The organism is Micromonospora sp. NPDC049081, assembly GCF_040648835.1.
Taxonomy (GTDB): domain Bacteria; phylum Actinomycetota; class Actinomycetes; order Mycobacteriales; family Micromonosporaceae; genus Micromonospora; species Micromonospora antibiotica.
In genome coordinates this window covers 1-22,713 of the sequence record NZ_JBEZEK010000038.1, presented here as the reverse complement: position 1 = coordinate 22,713, position 22,713 = coordinate 1, and the positions used below count along the sequence as shown (strand labels likewise).

The 22,713-nt window shown below is 72.5% G+C and carries 14 protein-coding genes and 1 pseudogene; 8 read left to right on the top strand and 7 right to left on the bottom strand.

Translation table 11 applies throughout. From position 1 onward, the window contains the following. From AB0B63_RS30790 to AB0B63_RS30775, 4 genes are all read right to left on the bottom strand, one after another. Positions 1-2,103: a UvrD-helicase domain-containing protein gene (locus AB0B63_RS30790; protein ID WP_357025207.1), complete on the bottom strand. Its 2,103-nt coding sequence runs from the start codon at positions 2,101-2,103 to the stop codon at positions 1-3. A 759-nt stretch (positions 2,104-2,862) separates the two neighbouring features. Then, entirely contained in the window at positions 2,863-3,234 is a 372-nt protein-coding gene (locus tag AB0B63_RS30785; protein WP_357025204.1) for a metalloregulator ArsR/SmtB family transcription factor, read from the bottom strand. A 247-nt stretch (positions 3,235-3,481) separates the two neighbouring features. After that, positions 3,482-4,792: a cellulose binding domain-containing protein gene (locus AB0B63_RS30780; protein WP_357025201.1), complete on the bottom strand. Its 1,311-nt coding sequence runs from the start codon at positions 4,790-4,792 to the stop codon at positions 3,482-3,484. Between the two features lie 346 nt (positions 4,793-5,138). Beyond that, on the bottom strand, positions 5,139-6,722 hold the full coding sequence (locus AB0B63_RS30775) for a cellulose binding domain-containing protein (protein ID WP_357025198.1): 1,584 nt from the start codon (positions 6,720-6,722) through the stop codon (positions 5,139-5,141). 394 nt (positions 6,723-7,116) lie between these two features. On the opposite strand from AB0B63_RS30775, the gene AB0B63_RS30770 reads away from it, so the two are divergent. After that, entirely contained in the window at positions 7,117-7,995 is an 879-nt protein-coding gene (locus tag AB0B63_RS30770) for an SGNH/GDSL hydrolase family protein (RefSeq protein WP_208570836.1), read from the top strand. 133 nt (positions 7,996-8,128) lie between these two features. Here AB0B63_RS30770 and AB0B63_RS30765 read toward each other — a convergent pair whose 3' ends face one another. Both AB0B63_RS30765 and AB0B63_RS30760 read right to left on the bottom strand, forming a co-directional pair. Beyond that, positions 8,129-9,841: a cellulose binding domain-containing protein gene (locus tag AB0B63_RS30765; RefSeq protein WP_357025196.1), complete on the bottom strand. Its 1,713-nt coding sequence runs from the start codon at positions 9,839-9,841 to the stop codon at positions 8,129-8,131. A gap of 113 nt (positions 9,842-9,954) precedes the next feature. Then, positions 9,955-12,801: a glycoside hydrolase N-terminal domain-containing protein gene (locus tag AB0B63_RS30760; protein ID WP_357025193.1), complete on the bottom strand. Its 2,847-nt coding sequence runs from the start codon at positions 12,799-12,801 to the stop codon at positions 9,955-9,957. A gap of 765 nt (positions 12,802-13,566) precedes the next feature. Between AB0B63_RS30760 and AB0B63_RS30755 the strand changes: the two genes are divergently transcribed. From AB0B63_RS30755 to AB0B63_RS30725, 7 genes are all read left to right on the top strand, one after another. Then, a complete protein-coding gene (locus AB0B63_RS30755; protein WP_357025190.1) occupies positions 13,567-15,174 on the top strand; it encodes a glycoside hydrolase family 43 protein in 1,608 nt (535 codons plus the stop codon). 10 nt (positions 15,175-15,184) lie between these two features. After that, positions 15,185-16,225: a LacI family DNA-binding transcriptional regulator gene (locus AB0B63_RS30750; protein ID WP_208570833.1), complete on the top strand. Its 1,041-nt coding sequence runs from the start codon at positions 15,185-15,187 to the stop codon at positions 16,223-16,225. Between the two features lie 285 nt (positions 16,226-16,510). Further along, on the top strand, positions 16,511-16,939 hold the full coding sequence (locus AB0B63_RS30745) for a Fur family transcriptional regulator (protein ID WP_208570832.1): 429 nt from the start codon (positions 16,511-16,513) through the stop codon (positions 16,937-16,939). Positions 16,940-16,962: 23 nt separating this feature from the next. Continuing rightward, positions 16,963-19,239, top strand: a complete 2,277-nt coding sequence (katG, locus tag AB0B63_RS30740; RefSeq protein ID WP_208570831.1) for a catalase/peroxidase HPI — start codon at positions 16,963-16,965, stop codon at positions 19,237-19,239. A gap of 312 nt (positions 19,240-19,551) precedes the next feature. Next, complete coding sequence (locus AB0B63_RS30735; RefSeq protein WP_208570830.1) at positions 19,552-19,731, top strand: hypothetical protein; 180 nt, start codon at positions 19,552-19,554, stop codon at positions 19,729-19,731. 73 nt (positions 19,732-19,804) lie between these two features. After that, the gene (locus tag AB0B63_RS30730; RefSeq protein ID WP_208570829.1) at positions 19,805-20,425 is read left to right on the top strand and encodes a TetR family transcriptional regulator; all 621 of its coding nucleotides are present in this window, start codon (positions 19,805-19,807) and stop codon (positions 20,423-20,425) included. A 197-nt stretch (positions 20,426-20,622) separates the two neighbouring features. Beyond that, entirely contained in the window at positions 20,623-22,263 is a 1,641-nt protein-coding gene (locus tag AB0B63_RS30725) for an FAD-dependent monooxygenase (RefSeq protein ID WP_357025184.1), read from the top strand. Here the strand turns inward: AB0B63_RS30725 and AB0B63_RS30720 are convergent. After that, a pseudogene (locus AB0B63_RS30720) lies at positions 22,247-22,713 on the bottom strand (sulfate adenylyltransferase); the annotation flags it as partial. The gene AB0B63_RS30725 and the pseudogene AB0B63_RS30720 overlap by 17 nt on opposite strands.

Genomic DNA, 22,713 nt, shown 5'->3' with positions numbered 1-22,713 from the left:
TCAGGTCGTGCCCGGGTGTGGCGGGGTGGGCGCCGCCGGACGGCTCAGCTGCTCCGGCAGCGGCTTGCTGTGCAGGATCACCAGTTCTCCGACGGCCCGGGTCAGGGCGACGTAGAGCCGGTTCATGCCCCGGGGTTCGGCGGCGACGATGTCGGCGGGTTCGACCAGCACCACCCGGTCGTACTCCAGGCCCTTGACCTGGCTGACCGGGACCGCGTGCAGGGCGTCGGCCAGGTGGTCGGGGGCGATGACGGTCCCGGTCTCCCCGGCCACGGCCGCGGCCAGGTCGTCGACCCGGCGGATCTCCAGGCTGCCGCCGGGCCGGAACGACCGGGTCGGCGCGATGCCGGGCGGCAGGGCCCGGGCCGCGAAGTCGGCGATGACCTCGGGCACCCGGTAGCCGGTGGGCAGGTCCAGCGTCCGGGCGGTCCGCTTGCCGAGCCGTTGCACCAGCTCCGGCCACGAGCCGCAGGCCAGCGGATGGGTCGCCTGACCGAGGTCGCCCACGATGGTCATCGAGGCGTACTCGGCCCGGCGGGCGATCATCCGGCACTCCATCGGCGACAGGTCCTGCGCCTCGTCGAGGATGACGTGCTGGTAGGCGTCCTCGACGGGCTCCTCGGCCTCGGCCACCGGCAGCGGCTCGGCCAGCACCGGAACGTAACCCTCCTCGCCGTACGGGTCGAAGCCGTCGACCCAGCCCACCACCTGGTGACCCTCCCGCAGGATGATCGCCGCCGCCCAGCGCTGGGCACCCCAGTGGCCGCTGTCCAGCGACTGCCCGGACTGCGCCATGGGGGTGGCCAGGCCGGGGGCGAAGAGCTGCCACCCGTCGGCGAGGCTCGGGCTGAGCACGAAGGTCTCGGCCAGCCGGGTGCCGCTGCCCAGTTCCCGGCGTTGCCACTCGGGCCGGACCTCGGTGACCCGTGGCGGCCGGCCCAGGATCTCGGCCAGCTCGTCGAGCAGCGGGACGTCGTCCACCGACCATCCGCCCCGCTGGGCGGGGAGGACGTCCTGCGGGGTCAGTGCCGGCCACCAGGCGGTCAGGAAGGCGTCGGGGACCTCCCGGCCGTCCAGCAGTTCCGCCAGCACCGTCGCGGCCTGCGGCCGGGCGGCGTTGGGGGTGATCCCGGCGGCCTCGCACCGGCGGCGGATTTCCCGGCGGGCCCGCGCCAGGTCGTCGGCGTCGAGACCCCACAGCCGGTCCGGCACGTTCGGTGGGGTGTCCCAGGCCAGGTCGGTCAGCACCCGCACCATCCGCAGGTCACCCTTGGTGCGGGCCACCTCGGCGCTGTCCCGTCGGGTCGCCACGACACCGTCGAACAGCTCGCCGATCGCGCGCAGGTGGACGCTGTCCTCGCCGAGACCGGGCAGCACCCGGCCGATGTACTCGGTGAACACGGTGGACGGGCCGACCACCAGCACCCGGCCGTCGGCGAACCGGCCCCGGTCGCGGTAGAGCAGGTAGGCGGCCCGGTGCAGGGCCACCTGCGTCTTGCCGGTGCCCGGACCGCCGGTGATCAGGGTGACCCCGTGGGTCGGTGCGCGGATCGCCTCGTCCTGCTCGCGTTGGATGGTCGAGACGATGTCGCGCATGTGTGCGCCGCGTTCCCGGGTCAGCGACGCGAGCAGGGCACCCTCGCCGACCACCCCGTCGACGGGCGTGGTCGACAGCACCTCGTCGTCGAGGCCGACGACGGTACGCCCGGCGCAGGTGATCACACGGCGACGGGTGACCCCGAGCGGTTCGCCGGGGGTGGCCCGGTAGAACGGTGCGGCGGCGGGGGCCCGCCAGTCCACCACCAGCGGCTCCCGGTCGGCGTCGCGGACACCCAACCGGCCGATCCGGTACGTCTCGTCGTCGTCGAAGTCGAGCCGGCCGAAGACGATGCCCTCTTCCTGGTCGTCGAGATCGGACAGCCGGGTGGCGGCACCCAGCACCATGGCGTCCCGCTCGACCAGGCCGGCGACCGGTCCGCCGCCGGCCCGCCGGTGCCCCTCCTCGTTCAGCTGTCTGGCCTGCGCTCGCATGACCTCCAGGCGGGCGTACACCGCGTCGACCACCTGTTGTTCGATGGCGATCTGCCGGGCTGTCTCGGACACGTGCTCCCCGTTCTCCCGCCGGCCGGTCCGGCGTGGACCGGTCGAGCGTAGGCGTGGTCCCGGGGGCAAAAATCGTTATCCGGGACGATCTGGGCGGCTTGACCGACGCATATGATGAATGTGGCGGCAGGGGAGACGGGTGCTCCGTTTCCGGGGGTCGAGCGCTGCGACGCGACCCGACGCCACCCCCCCATCTCACCGGCCGGACGCCGCCCCGGCGGCCCCGGCCGGACGATCACTCGTTCCACGGCGTGGGCCACTGCTTGGCTGAGACCTGGTTGGCTCTCACGCCGCCCGGGCCGCACTGCGCCGCCCGGGTGGCCGGGCTCGACCTCGACCGGGGCACCGACGCGGAACTCGCCGCCGTGCGCGCGGCCCTGGTGGCGCACAAGGCGGCATCTTCGCCAACCCGGGCTTCACGTCACACGTCGTCGGTGTCTCCCCGGCGGCGAACCGGGCTGTGCTGGATCTGCTCTACGCCCACCTCACCGAGCCGGAGCACCTGGTCCGGGGGACCGTTCCCGGGGGCCGGGCGACCTGTGGCGTCCCCGGTGGCTTGATCACCGGTGTCCGACCTGCTCGCATCCCGGTGCGACCCGGTCGTCGGACGGGTGGGACCCGGGCGCGGCTGTGGTGCCGGCCGCGGCGGACCGGGTGTGACCGGAGGTCCGTCACCGAACGGGGATCGGTCGGGGTCGGCCCGGGTCGGGTGGTCCGTCGAGCTGCGGACCGGGATCGTGCTCGCTGCGGTGCCCGCTGTCAGCGGGTCTTCCTGGTCGCCCGTTTGCGGGGCGGGGTCAACAGGTCGGCGATCGCGCTGATCGCGGAGGGCACCGTGCGGTAGTACGCCCAGACCCCGCGCTTCTCGCGTTCGATCAACCCGGCCTCGGTGAGGATCCGCAGGTGGTGACTGACCGTCGGCTGGGACAGGCCGAGCGGCGCGGTGAGGTCGGTGACGGACGCCTCGCCCTCCGGGGCGGACTGGATGAGGCTGAGCAGTCGCAGGCGGGCCGGGTCGGCGAATGCCTTCAGCACTCCCGCGAGCCGTTCCGCGTCGGCACGTTTGATCGGCTCGCCGGCCAGCGGCGAGACCACAGGTGTATTGATTTTCGCAGCTCCCACGTCCGCCATCATGGCAGCAAGTGCCCCGTCCGACCGCTGGATCGACAATCGGCCGGCACGAATTCGCGGATCGGGTGACTCCTGCCGGCGAGTCGGCCGACCCGCCGTGGTGCCAGTGGACGACACCCGGGGGCGGGGGCACAGGACGTCACTCCCGTGCCCCCGCCCCCGGGTCGCCTGCCTGCCGCTTCCCGGTGGCGCAGCCGGCCGGCGGCCGGTCCGTTCAGCGGGCGGTGCGGCCGGCGGCCGGCCCGGGTCAGCGGGCGGTGCAGGTGGGTGTCAGCCCGGACCCGCTGCCGTTGCCCTGGAAGCCGAATTCCGCCACCTGGCCGGCACCGAGCTGGCCGTTGTAGCTGACGTTGGTGAAGCGCACCGTGCCGGTGCTGCCGCTGGCGGTGGCGTTCCAGGTGTTGGTGACGCTCGCGCCACCGGGCAGGGTCGTGCTGACGGTCCAGCCGGTGGTGCCGGAGGAGCCGGCGGTGACCCGTACGGAGGCGGTGAAGCCACCGGTCCACTGGTTCACCGTGACGGTGGCGGAGCAGCCGCTACCGCCGGGCGGTGGCGTGGTCGGGGTCGCGGGGGGAGTGGTGGGGGTGGCCGGGGGAGTGGTCGGCGGCGGCGTGGTGGGCGGCGTCGTGCCGTCGAACTGGGTGAAGAAGCTCCACACCACCGGTCGGGTCCAGGACTTCTCGCCGGGCGCGTAGGGGTCGGCGGTGCCGTCCACGGCGTTGGGGGCGTGCCCGCCGTCGAACGGCGCCCAGGCGACCGGGTATCCGGCCCGGCAGCCCGAGTAGTAGGTGATGGTGTGCGTCAGGCTGCCCTGCGCCGGCTCCGGCGGGTTCTGCGGGGTGCAGCCGTTGTTGCGGACGAACCGGTCGCGCAGCGACCGCCCGGTCGCGATGGGGAGCACGTTGTCCCGCAGCCCGTGGATGCCGATGTACGCGATCGGCTGGGTGCCGCCGTTGCAGCCGCTGAGCTGGCCGCCGGAGTAGACGGCGACGGCGCGGAAGACGGTGGCGCGGGCGCAGGCGATGGCGTAGCTCATGCCGCCGCCGTAGCTGAAGCCCATGGCGAACCGCTGGGTGGTCTCGACGCACAGGGCGGACTCGATCTGGCGCATCATGTCGTCGACGAAGGTCAGGTCCCGGTCGCCGCTGTTGGCCCAGCCGTTGCCGATGCCCTGCGGTGCGACGAAGATCGCGCTGTTGTTCGACAGCGCCCGGATGCCGTAGTACGACCAGGGATAGCCGCTGGTGCCGCCCGAGTCGACGTCGTTGGCGGTGCCACCGTTCCAGTGGAAGCCGAAGATCAGCTTGTAGGGGTGGTTGCGGTCGTAGTTGTCGGGGATCCGCAGGATGTACGAGCGGTTCTGGCCGCCGCTGGAGATGGTGCGGTTGCCGCTGGTCAGCGTGGGCGCCTTGCCGCAGCCCGCGGTCGCCGCGAGCGGGGTGACGTCGTTGGCGTACGCGGGCGGGCTGGCTCCGGCGGTGATCGCGGCACCGCCCAGCGTGAGGGCGAGCGTCGCCGCTGCCGCGACGATGCCGGCCGCGAGTCGGTGTCTCGACATCAGGGGAACTCCTTCGATGTCAGCGTGGTGGTGGAGGGGGTGACTTGCCCGCCCGCCCGGCGCGGACGGCGGCGGTCGTGGGGTGACCCGGTCACGCCGGTGGTGGGTCACCGGATCGGGACAGGCGTTCACATTCATCGATGATTACGAACGTAATCCGTATGACGTATGATGTCAACGAGCGGGCGGTCGGCGGTGCGCCACGGAGGGGGTCCGAGGCGTGCCGGTCCGGAGCCCGGCCAGGCGGGCACCGGATGCGCGAGCGACGGGGCCGGCGACGCGGACCGGTCCGCGTCGCCGGCCCCGTCGTCGTGGGGCCCGTGCCGGCGTCAGCCGGGAGAGTGGTTCACCAGGTCAGCGGCAGGGTGTTGACGAACCGGGTGAGCGCGCCGGCGAGGAGCTGGTCGTCGCGGCGGGAGGGGTGCCAGTCGCAACCGAGCTTGTCCAGCCCCAGCGCGTTGTCGTCGTAGTAGAGCGAGCGGATCCGGGTGTCGCCCCGGCTGGTGCGGGTCTGCACGATCTGCTGGACGGAGCTGGCGAGCGCGGTGGTGGGGGACAGATCGGGGTAGGTGAGCACGATGAAGGTGTCGGGGCCGTACCGGCTGCGCAGCTTGTCGATGAACGCCAGGTAGGCGGTCCGGTAGTCGGCGGCGAGCTGGTCGACGGTGGACCAGCGCTCACCGGGGTTGAGGGCGGTGGAGAAGTCGTTGATGCCCAGCCCGACCACGACCAGCTGCGGCTTCCAGGTGCCCGGGTTCTGCCACGTCGTGCTGTTCCACAGGGCCTGGAGGTCGGTCTCGTAGTAGGTGCGGAAGTTGTCCGTGCCGCCACCGTTGTAGTTGCGCACCATGCCGAGGCCGGACCAGGCGATGAGCTGGTAGTCGGCGTTCAGGCTCTGCGCGGTCAGCGCGCCGAAGGTGACGTCGGCGTTGGAGTTGCGGGTGACCCCGCCGTTGCTGTTGCAGTCCCGGGTGGTCGACATGTTGCCGTACCCGGCGGTCCAGGAGTCACCGATGAACTCGATCTGCCGGCTGCGCGGGGCGGGCCTGGCCAGGATCGCACCGCCGGAGGCGGCCACCAGACCACCGAACTCGCCGGCGGCCCACGGGCTCTCGGTGCGCTTGGCCAGTCGTACGGTGTGCTCGGTGTTGGCGAGGTTGCGCACCCAGTAGGTGGTCCGACCCGGGGTGACCAGGGTGGCGACGGTCGCCCCGTCGATCTGCACGGCGTAGTCGTTCTGCGCGTCGTTGAGGACGATCCCGACCCCGGTGCCGCGGAACCGGCCCTCGAAGTAGACGCCGGGCCAGGTGTACTGCGCGCTGGTCCCGACCGCCTTGACCCGCCCGACAGTCGAGGTCTGGTCCAGCGCCCCGGAGGCCGGCGGCGCGGTGGTCGGCGGCACCGTCGTGGGCGGTGCGGTGGTCGGCGGTGCGGTGGTGGGCGGCGTCGTGGTGGGCGGCGTGGTCGTCGGCGGTGCGGTGGTGGGCGGCGCGGTCGGGCTGGTGGTACGCCCGGTGCACGGCACCCCGTTGAGGGCGAAGTCGACAGGCACCGGGTTCGCCGCGTTGTTCCATGAGGCACCGAAGCCGAACTGGGTGCTCGCCCCGGAGCCGAGGGTGCCGTTCCAGCCGGCATTGGTGACCGTGACCCGACCGGCGGACTGGGTCACCGTGCCGTTCCACAGCTGGTCGATCACCTGCCCTGCGGAAAACGACCAGGTCAGCCGCCAACCGGTGAGCGGATCGCCGAGGTTGGTGAGGTCGACGCTCGCGCCGAACCCGCCCGGCCACTGGTTCGTCACCGCGTAGGTGACCCGACAGCCGGCAGCTGCCTGGGCGGGTACGGTGCCGACGAGCGCGGCGGTGGCGGCGACGGTGGCGGTGGCGAACAGCGACACCGCCAACCGGAACCGGGAACGGGTGAGTCGCATCGGTGGTCCTCCCGCGAGGGTGGGCGGCGACAGCTGTCGGCCGCGGTGGTGGGGCGGCTGCACCGGATCGCCCGTACGGGCCCGGTGGCCGTGGAGGTGTCGAGGGGATGCGCCGGTCGACGGCGTGCCGCCGACGGCCCTGATCCGCCGTTGGTCGGCTCGCGTCTGTTGGTGTCGTGCGGTGTCGCTCGTCCGCAGCCAGCCCGGCTCCGCAGGGATTATCCCGCCCGGCTTTCACGTCCGTCAATCCAGGCGGCTGTCGCCCCCGGGCATCGGCCGGTGGCGTCCGGCCCTTACCCGGACCGGAAATTTAGCGAGATCCATCTATATTGACGTCGGGCGTCGGCGGCGGCAGGATCGCGGCACCACCCCCGTGATCCGCCCTGGAGGCGTCATGCCCCGTCCCCGTCTGCCGCTGCTGCGGGCCGCCACCCGGACGGTCGCGCTCGCCGCGGCCACCGCCGGTGTGCTGTCCGTCGCCGCCGCGCCCGCCACCGCCGCCGTCCCCACCGGCCGCTACGTCGCGCTCGGCGACTCGTACACGTCCGGTCCGCTGATCCCCACCCAGGTCGACCGGAACTGCCTGCGCTCCAACCGCAACTACCCGTCCCTGGTCGCTGCGTCCGCCGGCTCCTCGTCGTTCACGGACGTGAGCTGCTCCGGGGCCACCACGGACGACATCCGCTACGGCAGCGGCACGCTGCCCCCGCAGCTCACCGCGGTCACCCCGGACACCGCCCTGGTGACGGTGCAGATCGGCGGCAACGACATCGGTTTCTCCAGCATCATCGGCGACTGCGCGCAGGCGAGCTTCAGCAGCCCGCTCGGCTCGCCGTGCAAGAACCTCTACACCGCCGGCGGCACCGACCAGTTGCAGGCCCGGATCACCGCCACCGCGCCGAAGGTGACCGCCGTGCTCCAGGCGGTCCGCCAGGCAGCGCCCGGCGCGCGGATCGTGGTGCTCGGTTACCCGGCGATCGTGCCGGACTCCGGGTACGGCTGCTGGCCACTGGTCCCGATCGCCTACCAGGACGTGCCGTACCTGCGGGGGGTGGCCAAGTCGCTCAACGCGATGCTGGCCGGTGCCGCCGCCGCGAACGACGCCGTCTACGCCGACGTCTACACCCCGTCGATCGGACGCGACACCTGCAAGAGCAGCGGCACCCGGTGGGTGGAGGGGCTGCTGCCGGAGAACGCCGCCGCGCCCTTCCACCCGAACGCCCGGGGCGAGCAGGGTATGGCCACCGCACTGCTGGCCACCTTGGACGACTGAACCGACCGCACCCTGCTCACGCCGGTGCCGCGCTGCGCCCGCCCGGCGGGGACCCCCCGGTCCTGAGCAGTCGGATCCCGGAGTAGGGGCCGACGTCATGACCGGGGGGTCCTGCCGTTGCGGGGGACGCCCGTCAGGCCACGGCGCATTCCTGGCCGTTGAGGGTGAACCCGGTCGGCTTGGCGTTGCCGCCGGACCAAGTGGAGATGAAGCCGAAGTTGGCGCTGCCACCGGGGCTGATGGTGCCGTTCCAGCCCACGTTCGTGGCGGTGACCTGGGCCCCGCTCTGCGTGTAGGTGGCACCCCACGCCTGGTTGAGCTGCTGGCCGTTGGCGAACGACCAGCGCAGGCTCCAGCCGTCGACCGCCGTCGTGCCGGTGTTGCGGATGATCACCTCGGCCTGGAACCCGTCCGGCCACTGGCTGCTGATCGCGTACGTGACCTGGCAGGACGCGGTCGACGGCGGCGGCGTGGTCGGGGCCGGGGTGGTGGGAACCGGCGTGGTCGGAACCGGCGTGGTCGGGGCCGGCGTGGTCGGAACCGGCGTGGTCGGGGCCGGAGTGGTGGGAGTGACGGTCGGGGTGGGGGTGCTGGTCGCGCCGCTGACCCGGTAGACGACCGTCCCGTGACCCGGCACGCTGGCCGAGATGGCCCCCGAGGTGGTGCTGGTCGTGTTGGTCCACGCGTCACGCAGGGTGAACGAGCCGCCCGACAGCCCGATCGCGGCAGCGGTGGTGCTGATCGTGGTGGCGGCCGTCCCCTGGTTGAACAGGGCGACGGCGACGTCGCCGTTGGCGAGCCGCTTGGCCAGCACCCGACGGGTGCCGTCGAAGGAGACCTGGCTGGCCTGGAGCGCGAGCGGGTCCTGGCTGATACCGATGAGGTTGGCGTTCTTCAGGATCGTCTGGGTCGCCGTGTTCATGTTGCGCAGGTCGTTCCCGGCGATCATCGGTGAGGCCAGGATGGCCCAGAGCGCGAAGTGGCTGCGCATCTCGGTGTCGGTCATGCCACCACGGCCGACCTCCATCATGTCCATGTCGTTGAACGCGCCGGGCTTGGCCCGCGCGGCGAGCGGCACGGTGACGTCGACGATGTTCTGGATGCCCATCGGGTAGCCGTTGGTCTGGCCGCTGTTCCAGGTGTTGGTGATGTCCTCGGTGGTACGCCACATGTTCGACACGTCGCCCCAGTTGCGCTGCGGGCCGGTCTTGGAGTGGATGCTGTTCGAGTTGATGCTCAGCACGATGGGTCGACCGGCCGCGGCCAGCCCGTCGCGCATCTTGGCGAAGGCCCGCACCTGGTCGTCGATGCTGCCGCTGGGCGAGCACCAGTCGTACTTGAGATAGTCGACGCCCCAGGCGGCGAACTGCCGGGCGTCCTGCGCCTCCCGGCCCTGGGAGCCGGTGGCGCCGGGGTAGGAGTTGAAGTACTGGGCGCAGGTCTTGTCCAGTGGTGCCTGGTAGATGCCGAACTTCAGCCCCCGGGCGTGGATGTAGTCGCCGAGCGCCTTCATCCCGGAGGGGAACCGGGTCGGGTCACCCTGGAGGTTGCCCGCCGAGTCCCGGTTCGGGTTCATCCAGCAGTCGTCAACGACGACGTACTGGTAGCCGGCGTCCTTCATGCCGGAGCTGACCATCGCGTCGGTCATCTGCCGGATCAGCGCCTCGCTGATGTTGCAGCCGAAGGTGTTCCAGCTGTTCCACCCCATCGGTGGGGTGCGGGCCACCCCGTTGTCCAGGGCCAGCGCCGGGGAGGTCCGCAGCACCACCGCCGGGCCCGCCACCAGCAGCAGCCCGGCCGCCAGGGCGGTCAACAGGCGACGCCTGCGGGTAGATGGTCTCGTCATGTTCTTCCGTCCGTTCCACTCGGGGGATCGTGTGCCGGCAGGGGCGGGACGTGTCGTCGCCACCTCGGCCGGCCCGGGGCGGACCGAGGTGGCGACGACACGTCCGGTGCCGGTCAGCTCGTGGTGCAGGTGAGGTTCGTCGGCGCGTTGTTGGTGCCGTTCACCGCGCCGATGAAGCCGAACGTGGTGGAGGCACCGGCGGCCAGCGCCCCGTTGTAGTCGACGTTCTTCACGGTCACGTTCGCGCCGCTCTGGGTGTGCGACCCGCCCCAGATCTGGCTGACGGTCTGTCCGTTGGGGAACGTCCAGGACACCGTCCAGCCACGGATCGCGGTCGCGCCGGCGGTCACGGTGACCTCGGCCTGGAAGCCACCCGACCACGAGCCCGTCACCGCGTACGTCGCCCGTGCTCCCGAGGGTGCGGGCGAGCTGGTGGTCGGGACCGGCGTCGTCGGCGGCGGGGTCGTCGGCGGCGGGGTGGTCGGGACGGGGGTGGTCGGCGTGGGGGTCGGAGTCAGCGTCGGGGTCGGCGTCACGCCCGGCCGGGCCGCCCGGTAGGTGTGTCCGGCGCGGACGGTGAACTGGACGACGTCGGTCTCCGGGCGGGTGGTGGCCGGTGCGCTGCCGTCGGCGACGTCGACGAGGGTGAAGCTGCCGGTGAACAGCCGCGACCGCACCCGCAGCGTGCCGTCGCGGTCGGCGCGGATACCGATCTCGTCGGGCTGTCCGCTGCTCCACGCCACCCCGACGGTGTAGCCGCCGCGCCCCCGCAGGCCGGCGACCTGGCCGGTGGGCCAGGCGCTGGGCAGCGCGGGCAGCACGTTCAGCTCACCGGTGTGGCTGTGCAGCAGCATCTCGGCGATGCCGGAGGTGGCGCCGAAGTTGCCGTCGATCTGGAACGGCGGGTGCAGGTCGAACATGTTCGGGGCGAGCCGGTCGGTGCGCACCAGGTCCTTCAGCAGCTTGTGGGCGCGGGCGCCGTCCTCCAGCCGGGCCCAGAAATTGATCTTCCAGGCGAGGGACCAGCCGGTCCCGTCGTCGCCCCGCAGCTCCAGGGTCTTGCGGGCGGCCTCGTACAGGGACGGGGTGCCCCGCTTGGTGATCTGATTGCTGGGGTGCAGGCCGTACAGGTGCGAGACGTGCCGGTGGTTCCGCTCGGTCTCCACCCAGTCGGCCAGCCACTCCTGCACGTTGCCCCGCGAACCCACCCGGTTCGGGGGCAGCCGGTCCTTGGCGGTGCGGACCTGCGACCGGAAGGTGGTGTCCACGCCGAGGGTCTCGCTGGCGCGGGCGGCGGCGTCGAAGAGGTCCCGCAGGATCTGGTTGTCCATCGTCGGCCCGGCGCAGACGCTGGCGTTCGAGTGGTGCGGCAGCTCCGGCGAATTCGACGGGTTCGTCACCAGGTAACCCAGCGTCGGGTGGGCGACCAGGGTGTCGAGGAAGAACTGCGCGGCGCCCTTGAGCGCCGGGTAGTTGGCCTGGAGGAAGCCCAGGTCACCGGTGAACAGGTAGTGGTCCCAGATCAGGGTGCCCAGCCACGCGCCACCGGTCTGCCACATGCCCCACAGCGCCCCGTCCACCACCGACGCGCCCCGCCAGGCGTCGGTGTTGTGGTGGGTGACCCAGCCACCCGCGCCGTACTGCGCCTGGGCGACCCGGGCACCGGTCACCGTCAGGTCCTTGACCATGTCGAAGACCGGCAGGAAACACTCGGCGAGGTTGGTGGTGTCGGCCGGCCAGTAGTTCATCGGCAGGTTCGCGTTGATCGTGTACTTCGAGTCCCAGGACGGCGTCAGCGAGTCGTTCCAGATGCCCTGCAGGTTGGCCGGCTGGGTGCCCGGCCGCGACGACGAGATGAGCAGGTACCGCCCGAACTGGAACAGCAGCGCGGCGAACTGCGGGTCGTTGCTGCTCGCGTGCTGGGCGATCCGTACGTCGGTCGTCTGGTCGGCCGCGGCCGTCCGACCCAGGTTGATGCTCACCCGGTTGAACAGCGCCTGGTAGTCGGCGAGGTGCCGGCTGCGCAGCTGCTCGATGGCGACGCCCTTGGCGGCGTTGAGCCGGGTGCGGGCGATGCCCTGGTAGTCGCCGTTGACGGTGCGGTAGTTGACGTAGCTGGAGCCGATCGAGATCAGGATGGTCACGCTGGTGGCCCCGGACACCCGCAGGGTGCCCCCGGAGCTGCTGACCGTGCCACCGGTCGCGGCGGCGTTGGCCAGGGCCAGGAACCGCACCGAGCCGGTGACCCCCTCCTGGCTGCCGGAGATGCCGTCCAGCCCGATGGTGGCGGAATCCGGGCTCGACACGGTGGTGCGCTGCGGGCTGTCGAAGGTGGCGGAGAACGTGATCGCGTTGGCCCGGTCGGCGGTCAACCGCACCACGATCACCTGGTCGGCTGCGCTGGCGAACACCTCCCGCTGGTGCCGCACCCCGTTCAGCAGGTAGGTCGTGGTGACCGTGGCGGTGGTCAGGTCGAGGGTCCGGACGTACTGGCTGACCCCGCTGGCCGAGCCGAAGGCCAGCCGCAGGTTGCCCACGGTCTGGTAGGCGAGCTGACCGCCCGGGTTGCCCATCATGGTCTGGTTGATCAGGTCCTGCGCCGAGGTCCACTGGTCGGCGAAGACCCGCCGCCGGATCTCGGCCAGGTTGGCCGCCCCCCGGGTGTTGGCCGAGTCGTACGGGCCGCCGGCCCAGACGGTGTCCTCGTTGAGCTGGAGCCGCTCGGTGTCGACGTTGCCGAACACCATCGCGCCGAGCCGTCCGTTGCCGATCGGCAGCGCGCGGAGCCAGTCGGTGCCGGCTCCCTCGTCGTACCACAGGGCCAGGTCGTTGGCGGCCAACACCTGGGGCGGTGCGACCGAGTCGGCGCGGGCGGTGGCGGTCCAGGCGACCGGGACCAGCGCGGCACCGGCCCCTGCCGCTCCCGCCTTGAGGACGTTCCTTCGGGTCACTTCAGACATGATCACTCCCAGCGGTGCGGATCAGGGACGGGTGCGGGTGGGGGGACGGGCGTCGCCGCCGGGCCGGGTGCTCAACCGTCACGCCCGGTCCGCCGTGGCCGGCGCATCGGTGCTGGCCGGAGGTCGTGCCATGGCATGACTCCTGTCGGTGCTGCGCAGTGGTGGTCCGACCGCAGGGCAGGGTGGGTTGGTCGTCGTCGTGGTCCCGGGACGGGGACACGGCCGATCGCCAACCGGCCCGAGTCGGTGTTTCGATCAGCCGGCAACGGGATACGCCGCTGTGAGCGTTAACAGGTGCGGCCCCTCGCACCCTGACGTCGACATCCGCGAATGCCGTGACGGCGCGTCGAGCTCCCGGTGGCGCACCATCTCGCCTTATATGGACTCTCGTGGATTCGCGGGGTCCCGTCAAGATATGACGGCCATGTTGCGCGAATGTTCCTGCCGGGTGCCGGCGGTCCGGCCGGCCTGCCGTGTCCCGTACCGCCGGGTGGGGTGGACGCCTGGTGCCGGCGGGGGAGCTACCGAATCGGGCCCGGAGTGCGGGGTTTACTGCCAGCTCAGGGCGCTGTCCTGGCGGCGTGCCGGTGGGTGCGCCGCCGGGGGTGGGGCGTGCCGGTAGCCGGGGACCTTGAACCCCGGGCGGGCCTTCCGTAGCATTCGGGTCGCGAAATGTTATCGCAAACATTTCTGGACCGTGGCAGCTCCGCGGGCCCACAGGCACCGTCCACTGTGGTGGAATTCCCCGCAGGGAGGTGATGCCCGGTGTCCACCGGACCGTCCTACCGCAATCCGGTCGTCCCCGGTTTCCACCCCGACCCGAGTGTCTGTCGGGTGGGCGAGGACTACTACCTGGTCTGCTCCAGCTTCGAGTATTTCCCCGGCGTACCCCTGCTGCACAGCCGTGACCTGGTCAACTGGCGGCAGATCGGCAACATCCTGGACCGGCCGGGCCAGTGCGAACTGCCCCCGGACGCCGAGGCGTCCCGGGGCATCTTCGCGCCGACCCTGCGCCACCACGACGGACGGTTCTGGCTGATCACCACCAACGTCAGCCTGGGGCGGCACCTCATCGTCACCGCGCCGCACCCCGACGGCCCCTGGTCCGACCCGGTCTACCTCGACCTGCCGCACGTCGACCCCTCGCTGGCCTGGGACGACGACGGCAACTGCTGGCTGACCACCTCCGGGGTGGACGCCTACCGGATCGACCCGGAGACGGGGGAGGTGCTGGAGGGCCCGATCGCGCTGTGGTCGGGCACCGGCGGCCAGTACCCCGAGGCACCGCACCTCTACCGGATCGACGGCTGGTGGTACCTGCTGCTCTCCGAGGGTGGCACGCACACCGGCCACGCCGTCTCCGTCGCCCGCTCGCGCACCCCACGCGGCCCGTTCACCCCCGCGCCCACCAACCCGATCCTGACCCACCGCAGCAGCGACCGCCCGGTGCAGGCCACCGGGCACGCCGACCTGGTCCAGGCCGTCGACGGCAGCTGGTGGCTGGTCCTGCTGGGCATCCGGGCCAGGGGCCACTGGCCGCCCTACCACGTCCTCGGCCGCGAGACCTTCCTCGCCCCGGTGCGCTGGGTCGACGGCTGGCCGGTCGTCGACCCGGTCGAGGAGCTCACCGTCGCACCCGCCGGCAGCGCCCCGGCCGGTGCCGCCCCGCCCGACCCGGGCGACCACCACGACGACTTCGACGCGACCACCCTGGCACCGGAGTGGATCTCGCCCCGCCGCCGACCCGCCGACTCCTGGTCGCTGACCGCCCGGCCGGGCTGGCTCACCCTGCATGCCGAGGGCGCGACGCTCGACCTGGCCGGCGCGACGATCGTGGCGCTGCGGCAACGGCACCACGACTGCCGGGCCAGCGTCCGGGTGGACCCGGGCGACGGCACCGCCGGGCTCACCATCCGGATCGACGAGGCGCACCACTACGACCTGGAGGTAGGGGCCGGCACGGTCCGGGTCGTCGGCCGGGTCGGGCCGTTCCGGCAGGTGTTCGCCACCCACGCCGTGCCGCCGGGCCCGCTGGTGCTGACGATCGCCACCCGCACCGACGACCTCTTCCCGCCCACCGTGACGTCCGCCGCCGAACTGGCGGCCGGAACCGCACCACGGGGGGTACGCGCCGCCGGCTGCGACATGGTCACCTTCGAGGTGGCCGGCCCGACCGGCCCGACCGTGCTGGCCGAACTGGACGGGCGCTACCTGTCCACCGAGGTCGCCGCCGGCTTCACCGGCCGGGTCATCGGCATGTACGTCACGCAGGGCAGCGCCGCGTTCGACTGGTTCGCGTACCGGCCGGTGGCGGAGCGCGCCGGTGCCGGGCCCGTGGGCGCTACCGGGCCGTCGATGGAGCCCGCACCGTAGACTTCGTCCCGTGATCGAGGAAGGTCGACGCCGTGGCTCGCGCAAGCCCCGGCGGGGCGACCTGCCCATCGCCACCATCGCCGAACTCGCCGGGGTGTCCCCGCCGACGGTGTCCAAGGTGCTCAACGGCCGCCGGGGGGTGGGCGAGCAGACCCGGCAGCGGGTGGAGGCGTTACTACGCGACCACGGCTACCGCCGCCGGCCGGCCGGTAGCGTGACACCCTGCATCGAGGTGGTCTTCCACCAGATGCTCTCCTCGATCGCCATGCCGATCCTGCGCGGGGTCCAGGAGGTCGCCGGCCCCCGCGACCACACGGTCGGCTTCACCGACGTGCACCACCGCCTGCGCGCCGGGCAGCCCTGGGTGGAGTCGCTGCTGCTGCGCCAACCGGCCGCCGTGATCACGGTGTTCTCGCTTCTCACAGCCGAGGACGGGGCGCGGTTCAGCGCCGCCGGCATTCCGTTGGTGGCGGTCGATCCGATCGGCGACCTGTTCCCCGTCCCCGCCGTCGGGTCGAGCAACTGGAGCGGGGCGCTGTCCGCCACCCGGCATCTCCTGGATCTCGGCCACCGGCGGATCGGGGTGCTCAACGGTCCGGTCGGGGACCTGTCGGCGCGGGCCCGCCGGGACGGTTTCCGCGCCGCGTTGGACTACGCGGGTGTCCCGTTCGACGAGCGCCTCGAACGCGGCGGGGTGTTCACCTTCGAGGAGGGCCGACGCCTCGCCGCCGAGCTGCTCGGCCGGCCGGAGCCGCCCACCGCCGTCGTCTGCGGCAACGACCTGCAGGCGTTGGGCGTCTATGCGGCGGCCCGGGAGGTCGGACTGCGGATTCCCGACGAGCTCAGCGTCGTGGGCTTCGACGACGTCGACGAGGCGGCCTGGCTGGCGCCGCCGCTGACCACGGTGCGGCAGCCGTTCGGGGAGATCGGGGCCACCGCTGCCCGGCTCGCGTTGACCCTGGCCGACGGCCACCCGCTCACCCAGGACCGCTACGAACTCGGCACCTCGCTCGTGGTGCGGGGCAGCACCGCCGTACCACGGTCCCGCTGAACCCGGGCGGGTCGCGGACCCGTGCGCCGTGCCGTCGGCAACAGGTGCCGTCGGTCCCGGCGGCGGTGGCCCCGCCGGTCCGCCCGGTGCCTGTGCTGCCGGTCGCCCTGTGCCTGTGCCGTCGGGGGTCGCCCTGTGCCCGTGCCGCCGGTCCGCCCAGTGCCTGTGCCGCCGGGGTCGCCGGTTCGCCCGATTCGCCCGCCGGTGTCATCCGGTAGGGGGACATGGGCCGACGCGCCGCAGCTAAACTTGATTTGTTCCAGAACAGCGGGCTAGGGTCGTGCCATGACGGCCGACCTCGAGGCACAGTTGCGGGCGGCGTCGCTGCGCGTGACCCGGCCCCGACTGGCCGTGCTCGCCGCGCTGCGCGACCACCCGCACGTCGACACCGACACGGTGATCGCGCTGGTCCGGGCCGACCTGCCCACGGTCTCCCACCAGGCGGTCTACGACGTGCTGCGGGCGCTCACCGACGCCGGCCTGGTGCGCCGCATCCAGCCGGGGCGGTCCACCGCGCGCTACGAGGCGCGGGTGGGGGACAACCACCACCACGTCGTCTGCCGCTCCTGCGGCGTGATCGCCGACGTCGACTGCGCCGTCGGTCACGTTCCCTGTCTCACCGCCTCCGACGATCACGGTTTCGTGGTCGACGAGGCGGAGGTCGTCTACTGGGGCACCTGCCCCGACTGCGCGGCCGACCGCACCTCCCAGTGATCCACCAGTTCGGAAGGAAGCACATGAGCGACACCCAGGACAACGCTCCCGCCAGCGCGCAGGGCGTGGACCAGAAGGCGGCGGCCGGTTGCCCGGTCGCGCACGACTCGGTGACCGCGCAGGGCAGCGAGAGCGAGAACCCGGCGATCGACTCGCCGACGCCGAAGACCGGTGGGCGTCCGCGTACCAACCGGGACTGGTGGCCCAACCAGCTCGACCTCTCGGTCCTGCACGCCCACTCGGCCAAGGGCAACCCGCTGGGGGAGGACTTCAGCTACGCCAAGGAGTTCGCCAAGCTCGACGTCGAGGCGCTCAAGCGGGACATCACCGAGGTGCTCACCACCTCGCAGGACTGGTGGCCGGCCGACTTCGGCCACTACGGCGGCCTGATGATCCGGATGAGCTGGCACGCCGCCGGCACCTACCGCATCGAGGACGGGCGCGGTGGCGCGGGTGACGGCGGGCAGCGGTTCGCGCCGCTGAACAGCTGGCCGGACAACGCCAACCTGGACAAGGCCCGCCGGCTGCTCTGGCCGGTCAAGCAGAAGTACGGCCAGCAGATCTCCTGGGCCGACCTGCTCGTGCTCGCCGGTAACGTGGCCCTGGAGTCGATGGGCTTCACGACCTTCGGCTTCGGCTTCGGCCGGCAGGACGTCTGGGAGCCCGAGGAGATCTTCTGGGGTCCGGAGGACACCTGGCTCGGCGACGAGCGCTACTCCTCCGAGAGTGAGATGTCGGCCGGCGTCGGGGCGACCGAGATGGGCCTCATCTACGTCAACCCGGAGGGCCCCCGGGGCAACGCCGACCCGCTCGCGGCGGCGCACTTCATCCGGGAGACCTTCCGCCGGATGGCGATGAACGACGAGGAGACCGTCGCCCTCATCGCCGGCGGCCACACCTTCGGCAAGACCCACGGCGCCGGCATCGCCGACGACCACGTCGGCCCCGAGCCCGAGGGCGCCCCGCTGGAGGCGCAGGGCCTGGGCTGGCTGAGCACCCACGGCAGCGGCAAGGGCGGCGACACCATCACCAGCGGGCTGGAGGTCACCTGGACCGACCGGCCGACGCAGTGGAGCAACCGCTTCTTCGAGATCCTCTTCGGCTACGAGTGGGAGCTGACCACCAGCCCCGGTGGGGCCAAGCAGTGGGTCGCCAAGGACGCCGAGGCGATCATCCCGGACGCCCACGACCCGGCCAAGAAGCACAAGCCGACGATGCTCACCACCGACCTGTCGCTGCGCGTCGACCCGGCGTACGAGAAGGTCTCGCGGCGTTTCCTGGAGCACCCCGACGAGTTCGCCCTGGCGTTCGCCAAGGCATGGTACAAGCTGCTGCACCGCGACATGGGCCCGGTCAGCCGCTTCCTCGGCCCCTGGGTCGCCGAGCCGCAGCTCTGGCAGGACCCGGTGCCGGCCGTCGACCACGAGCTGGTGTCCGACGCCGACGTCGCCGCCCTCAAGGCGAAGGTGCTCGACTCCGGCCTGAGCACCGCGCAGCTGGTCAGCACCGCCTGGGCCTCCGCCGCGAGCTTCCGGCACACCGACAAGCGCGGTGGCGCGAACGGCGCGCGGATCCGCCTCGAACCGCAGCGCAGCTGGGAGGTCAACCAGCCCGAGCAGCTCGCGACGGTGCTGGGCACGCTGGAGGGGATCCAGCGCGAGTTCAACGACGCCGGTGGCGCGAAGATCTCGCTGGCCGACCTGATCGTGCTGGCCGGCTCGGCGGCCGTCGAGCAGGCCGCCCGCGCGGCGGGTGTCGAGGTGACCGTGCCGTTCCGGGCCGGCCGCACCGACGCCAGCCAGGAGGAGACCGACGTCGAGTCGTTCGCCGTCCTGGAGCCGCGCGCCGACGGGTTCCGCAACTACCTGCGTCCGGGTGAGAAGACCCAGCCGGAGGTGCTGCTCGTCGACCGGGCGTACATGCTCAACCTGACCGCACCGGAGATGACCGTCCTCGTCGGCGGCCTGCGGGCCCTCGGTAACAACGTGGGTGGTACGGCGCACGGCGTGCTCACCGACCGGCCGGGCGTGCTCAGCAACGACTTCTTCGCCAACCTGCTCTCCCCGGGCACCCGGTGGAAGGCGTCGGAGTCCGACGAGCACGTCTACGAGATCCGGGACCTGGCCACCGACGAGGTGAAGTGGACCGCCACCGCGGTCGACCTCGTCTTCGGCTCCAACTCCCAGCTGCGCGCCCTCGCCGAGGTCTACGCCAGCCAGGACGCGGGCGCCAAGTTCGTGACCGATTTCGTGGCGGCCTGGACGAAGGTCATGGAGCTGGACCGGTTCGACCTGTCCTGATCCGACCCTGCTGCGCGGGCCCCGGCCGATGGCCGGGGCCCGCCCTGTTTCCGGGCGGAGGAGGGGTGAACCCCGCTTCCTATTGGACAAAACTTCCATAAGCCTCCGGTAGTGTCGTCCGTGCATCTCCTGGCGGCCCTGGTCGGCCCGTTGTTGCCCGTGGGTGGTGTCGCACCGCCTGGCGCGGCACCCGTTCCGCGTGTGCGGGCGATGGCGCTGGTGGTCGGTCTGGACATCACCGTGCCCCCGCGGCCAGCCTCGGCGCGGGTCTGCCCGGGGCCACCCTCAGTCGCTCGATGGGGCATCGTCACCGTGAACGACACCCGGACGACCAACCCGAACGCCGGGCCGACGGCTGCCGCCGCGACCAGCAGGGACCATTCCGGGCTGGTGCTCGCCGGCGGGCTCGTCGCGTCGGCGGTGGTCCTGCTCCTGTTCACCGGGTTCGCCTTCCGCCGTCGGGGTCGTGCCCGGCATGCGCTGCCCGCCTGACCCGGCGCTGCGGAAAACAAAATTGCGTGGCACGTAATATTGCGTGTCACGCAAACTTGGCTATGCTGGGTGGGTGAGCGGGCTACGGGAGCGTAAGAAGGCCGAGACGCGGGCGGCGTTGAGCTGGGCGGCCATCCGGCTGACCGTCGCCCGGGGCTTCGACAACGTGCTGGTGGAGGACATCGCCCAGGCCGTGGGCGTGTCCCCGCGTACGTTCAACAACTACTTCTCCAGCAAGGCCGAGGCGATCGCCTTCCGGCACCTCGACCGCAGCCGGCAGGTCGCCGAGGCGCTGCGCCGACGGCCGCCCGACGAACCCCTGTGGACAGCGCTGATCGCGGCGACGCTGACCAGGTTCGCCCCCGGACCCGAGGTCACCCGGTCGCCGCCGGGCCCACACGCCGAATGGGTCGAAGGGCTCGCGGTGATGCTGGCCGAGCCGGTGTTGCAGGCGGAGATGCTGCGTGCGGGCGCGACCGCCGAGGCCGACCTGGCCGCCGCCATCGCCGAACGCACCGGCACCGATGCCGACCACGACCTCTATCCCCACCTGGTAGCGGCCAGTGTGAACGCCGCCGTGAACGCCGCGATCCGGCACTACCTGCGCGCCGATCCGCCCGTGCCGATGGAGCGCCTGCTCCCCGACGCGCTGACCCAGCTCGCCGCCGGCCTGCCGCCGCCCCCCACCCGCTGACCCAGCTCGCCGCCGGCCTGCCGCCCCCACCCCGCTGACCCGACCCGTCGCCCGCCCGTCGCCCAGCCGACCGTTCGCGCCGATCCGCGCAGGCGCGACTCGACGCGTCCACCCGTACCCCGTCGGGGTGCCCGGTCCTGCCCGTGATCCGCCGTGCCCCGGCGGCGGATCCACCATGCCCTCGAAAGGATCCCGCCATGATCGACGTCCTCATCGTCGGCGCCGGCCCCAACGGTCTCCTGCTCGCCGCCGAACTGGCCCTGGCCGGCGTCCGGCCCGTCGTCTGCGAACGGCTGTCCGCCCCCACCACCGAACAGCGCGCCAACGGGCTGGTCGGTCAGGTGGTCCGGCTGCTCGACCGGCGCGGCCTGCACCACCGCCTCGTCGACGACCCGGGCCCGCCGCAGCCGTCACCCGGGTTCGTCTTCGGGGCGCTCCCGCTGGACCTGCGGGCGGTGCCGGACAACCCGCTGTACCTGCTCCAGACCCCCCAGAAGCACCTGGAACGGGTACTCGCCGAGCGGGTCGCCGAACTGGGCGTGCAGGTCCGACGGGGACACGAGGTGACCGGCCTGACCCCGGGCGCGGACGACGTGCACGTCGCCTTCGCCGACGGCACCAACCTGCGCTGCCGCTACCTGGTCGGCGCGGACGGTGGGCACAGCGTCGTACGCCGGCTGGCCGGGATCGGCTTCCCCGGCGTGTCCACCGACCGCACCGTCTCCCGTACCGCACAGGTCAGCCTGCCTCCGGAGCTGATCGACGCGGCGACCGGCGACCTCGTGGTCCCCGGCTACGGCACCGTCGCGCCGTTCCGGCACACCCGCACCCCGCACGGGCTGATCGTGTGGGCGCCCTTCGCCGGGCGTCCGGTCACCCTCAGCACGATCGAGTGGCCCGGGTCGACGCGGTTCGACGGGCCACTGACCCTCGCCGAGCTGCGGGCCAGCGTCACCCGGGTGCTCGGGGCCGACGTGCCCGTCGGTCCGCCGGCCGGCCCCGGCCCGCACCTGCTGCGTCGGCTGGTGGGCGGCAACACCCGGATCGCCGAGCGGTACCGCGCCGGGCGGGTGCTGCTGCTCGGCGACGCCGCCCACGTGCACGCGGCGATCGGCGGGCCGGGGCTCAACCTCGGCCTGCAGGACGCGGTGAACCTGGGCTGGAAGCTGGCCGCCCAGGTGCACGGCCGGGCCCCGGCCGGGCTGCTGGACTCCTACGACGCGGAACGCCGCGCGGTGGCGCACCGGGTCACCATGTCCACCCAGGCCCAGTCGGCGCTGATCGCCCCCGGCAGCGAGGTCACCGCGCTGCGGGTGCTCCTCGGCGAACTGCTCGACCGGCCGGAGAACGCGGCCCACGTCGCCGCCCTGCTGGCCGGGGCGGACGTCCGCTACCCGATGGGTGACGCCGACGGGCCGCTGGTCGGACGTTTCGCACCCGACCTGGTGTGGCACACCGGCGCCGGTCCGGTCCGGCTGGCCGAGCTGACCCGGACCGCCCGCCCGCTGCTGCTCGACCCCACCGGCGTCCACGCCGGGGTGGCCGGCCCGTGGCGGGATCGGGTCGACGTGGTCACCGGACGGTTCACGCCGGACGGCGCGGCGGCCGACGCCCCTGGCGATGCCATGCCGACCGCGCTGCTGTTGCGCCCGGACTGCCACGTGGCCTGGCAGTCCCCGACGGACGGGCCGGACGCCGACGGGTTGACCGCCGCGCTCGCCCGCTGGTTCGGCCCGCCGAACGCCGACCGGGGTCGACGTACGAAGGGTTCGGCCGGCCCGGCGGGGGAGGGTGCCGGGCCGGCCGATGCGGAGCGCCGGGTCAGTCCCGCTGGATGACCATGCCGGCGGCGACGGTGCGGTTGGTGGTCTCGTCGATGATGACGAAACCGCCTGTGGTGCGGTTGCGGTGGTAGTCGTCGGCCAGCAACGGCACGGTGGTGCGCAGCTTGATCCGCCCGATCTCGTTGAGCGCGAGCGACGTGCTGCTCTCGTCCCGGTGCAGGGTGTTGATGTCGAGCCGGTAGTGCAGCTCGCGGACGATGGCGCGCGCCGTCCGGGTGGTGTGCTTGACGACGTACCGGCCGCCGACCTCCAACGGGCGGGTCTCGTCCATCCAGCAGACCATCGCCTCGATGTCCTGCGAGACGGTCGGCGTGTTGTTCGGCCGGCAGATCATGTCGCCCCGGGACACGTCGATCTCGTCGTCGAGGCGGACGGTGACCGACATCGGGGGGAACGCCTCGTCGACCGGGCCGTCGGCGGTGTCGATCGAGGCGATCCGGCTGG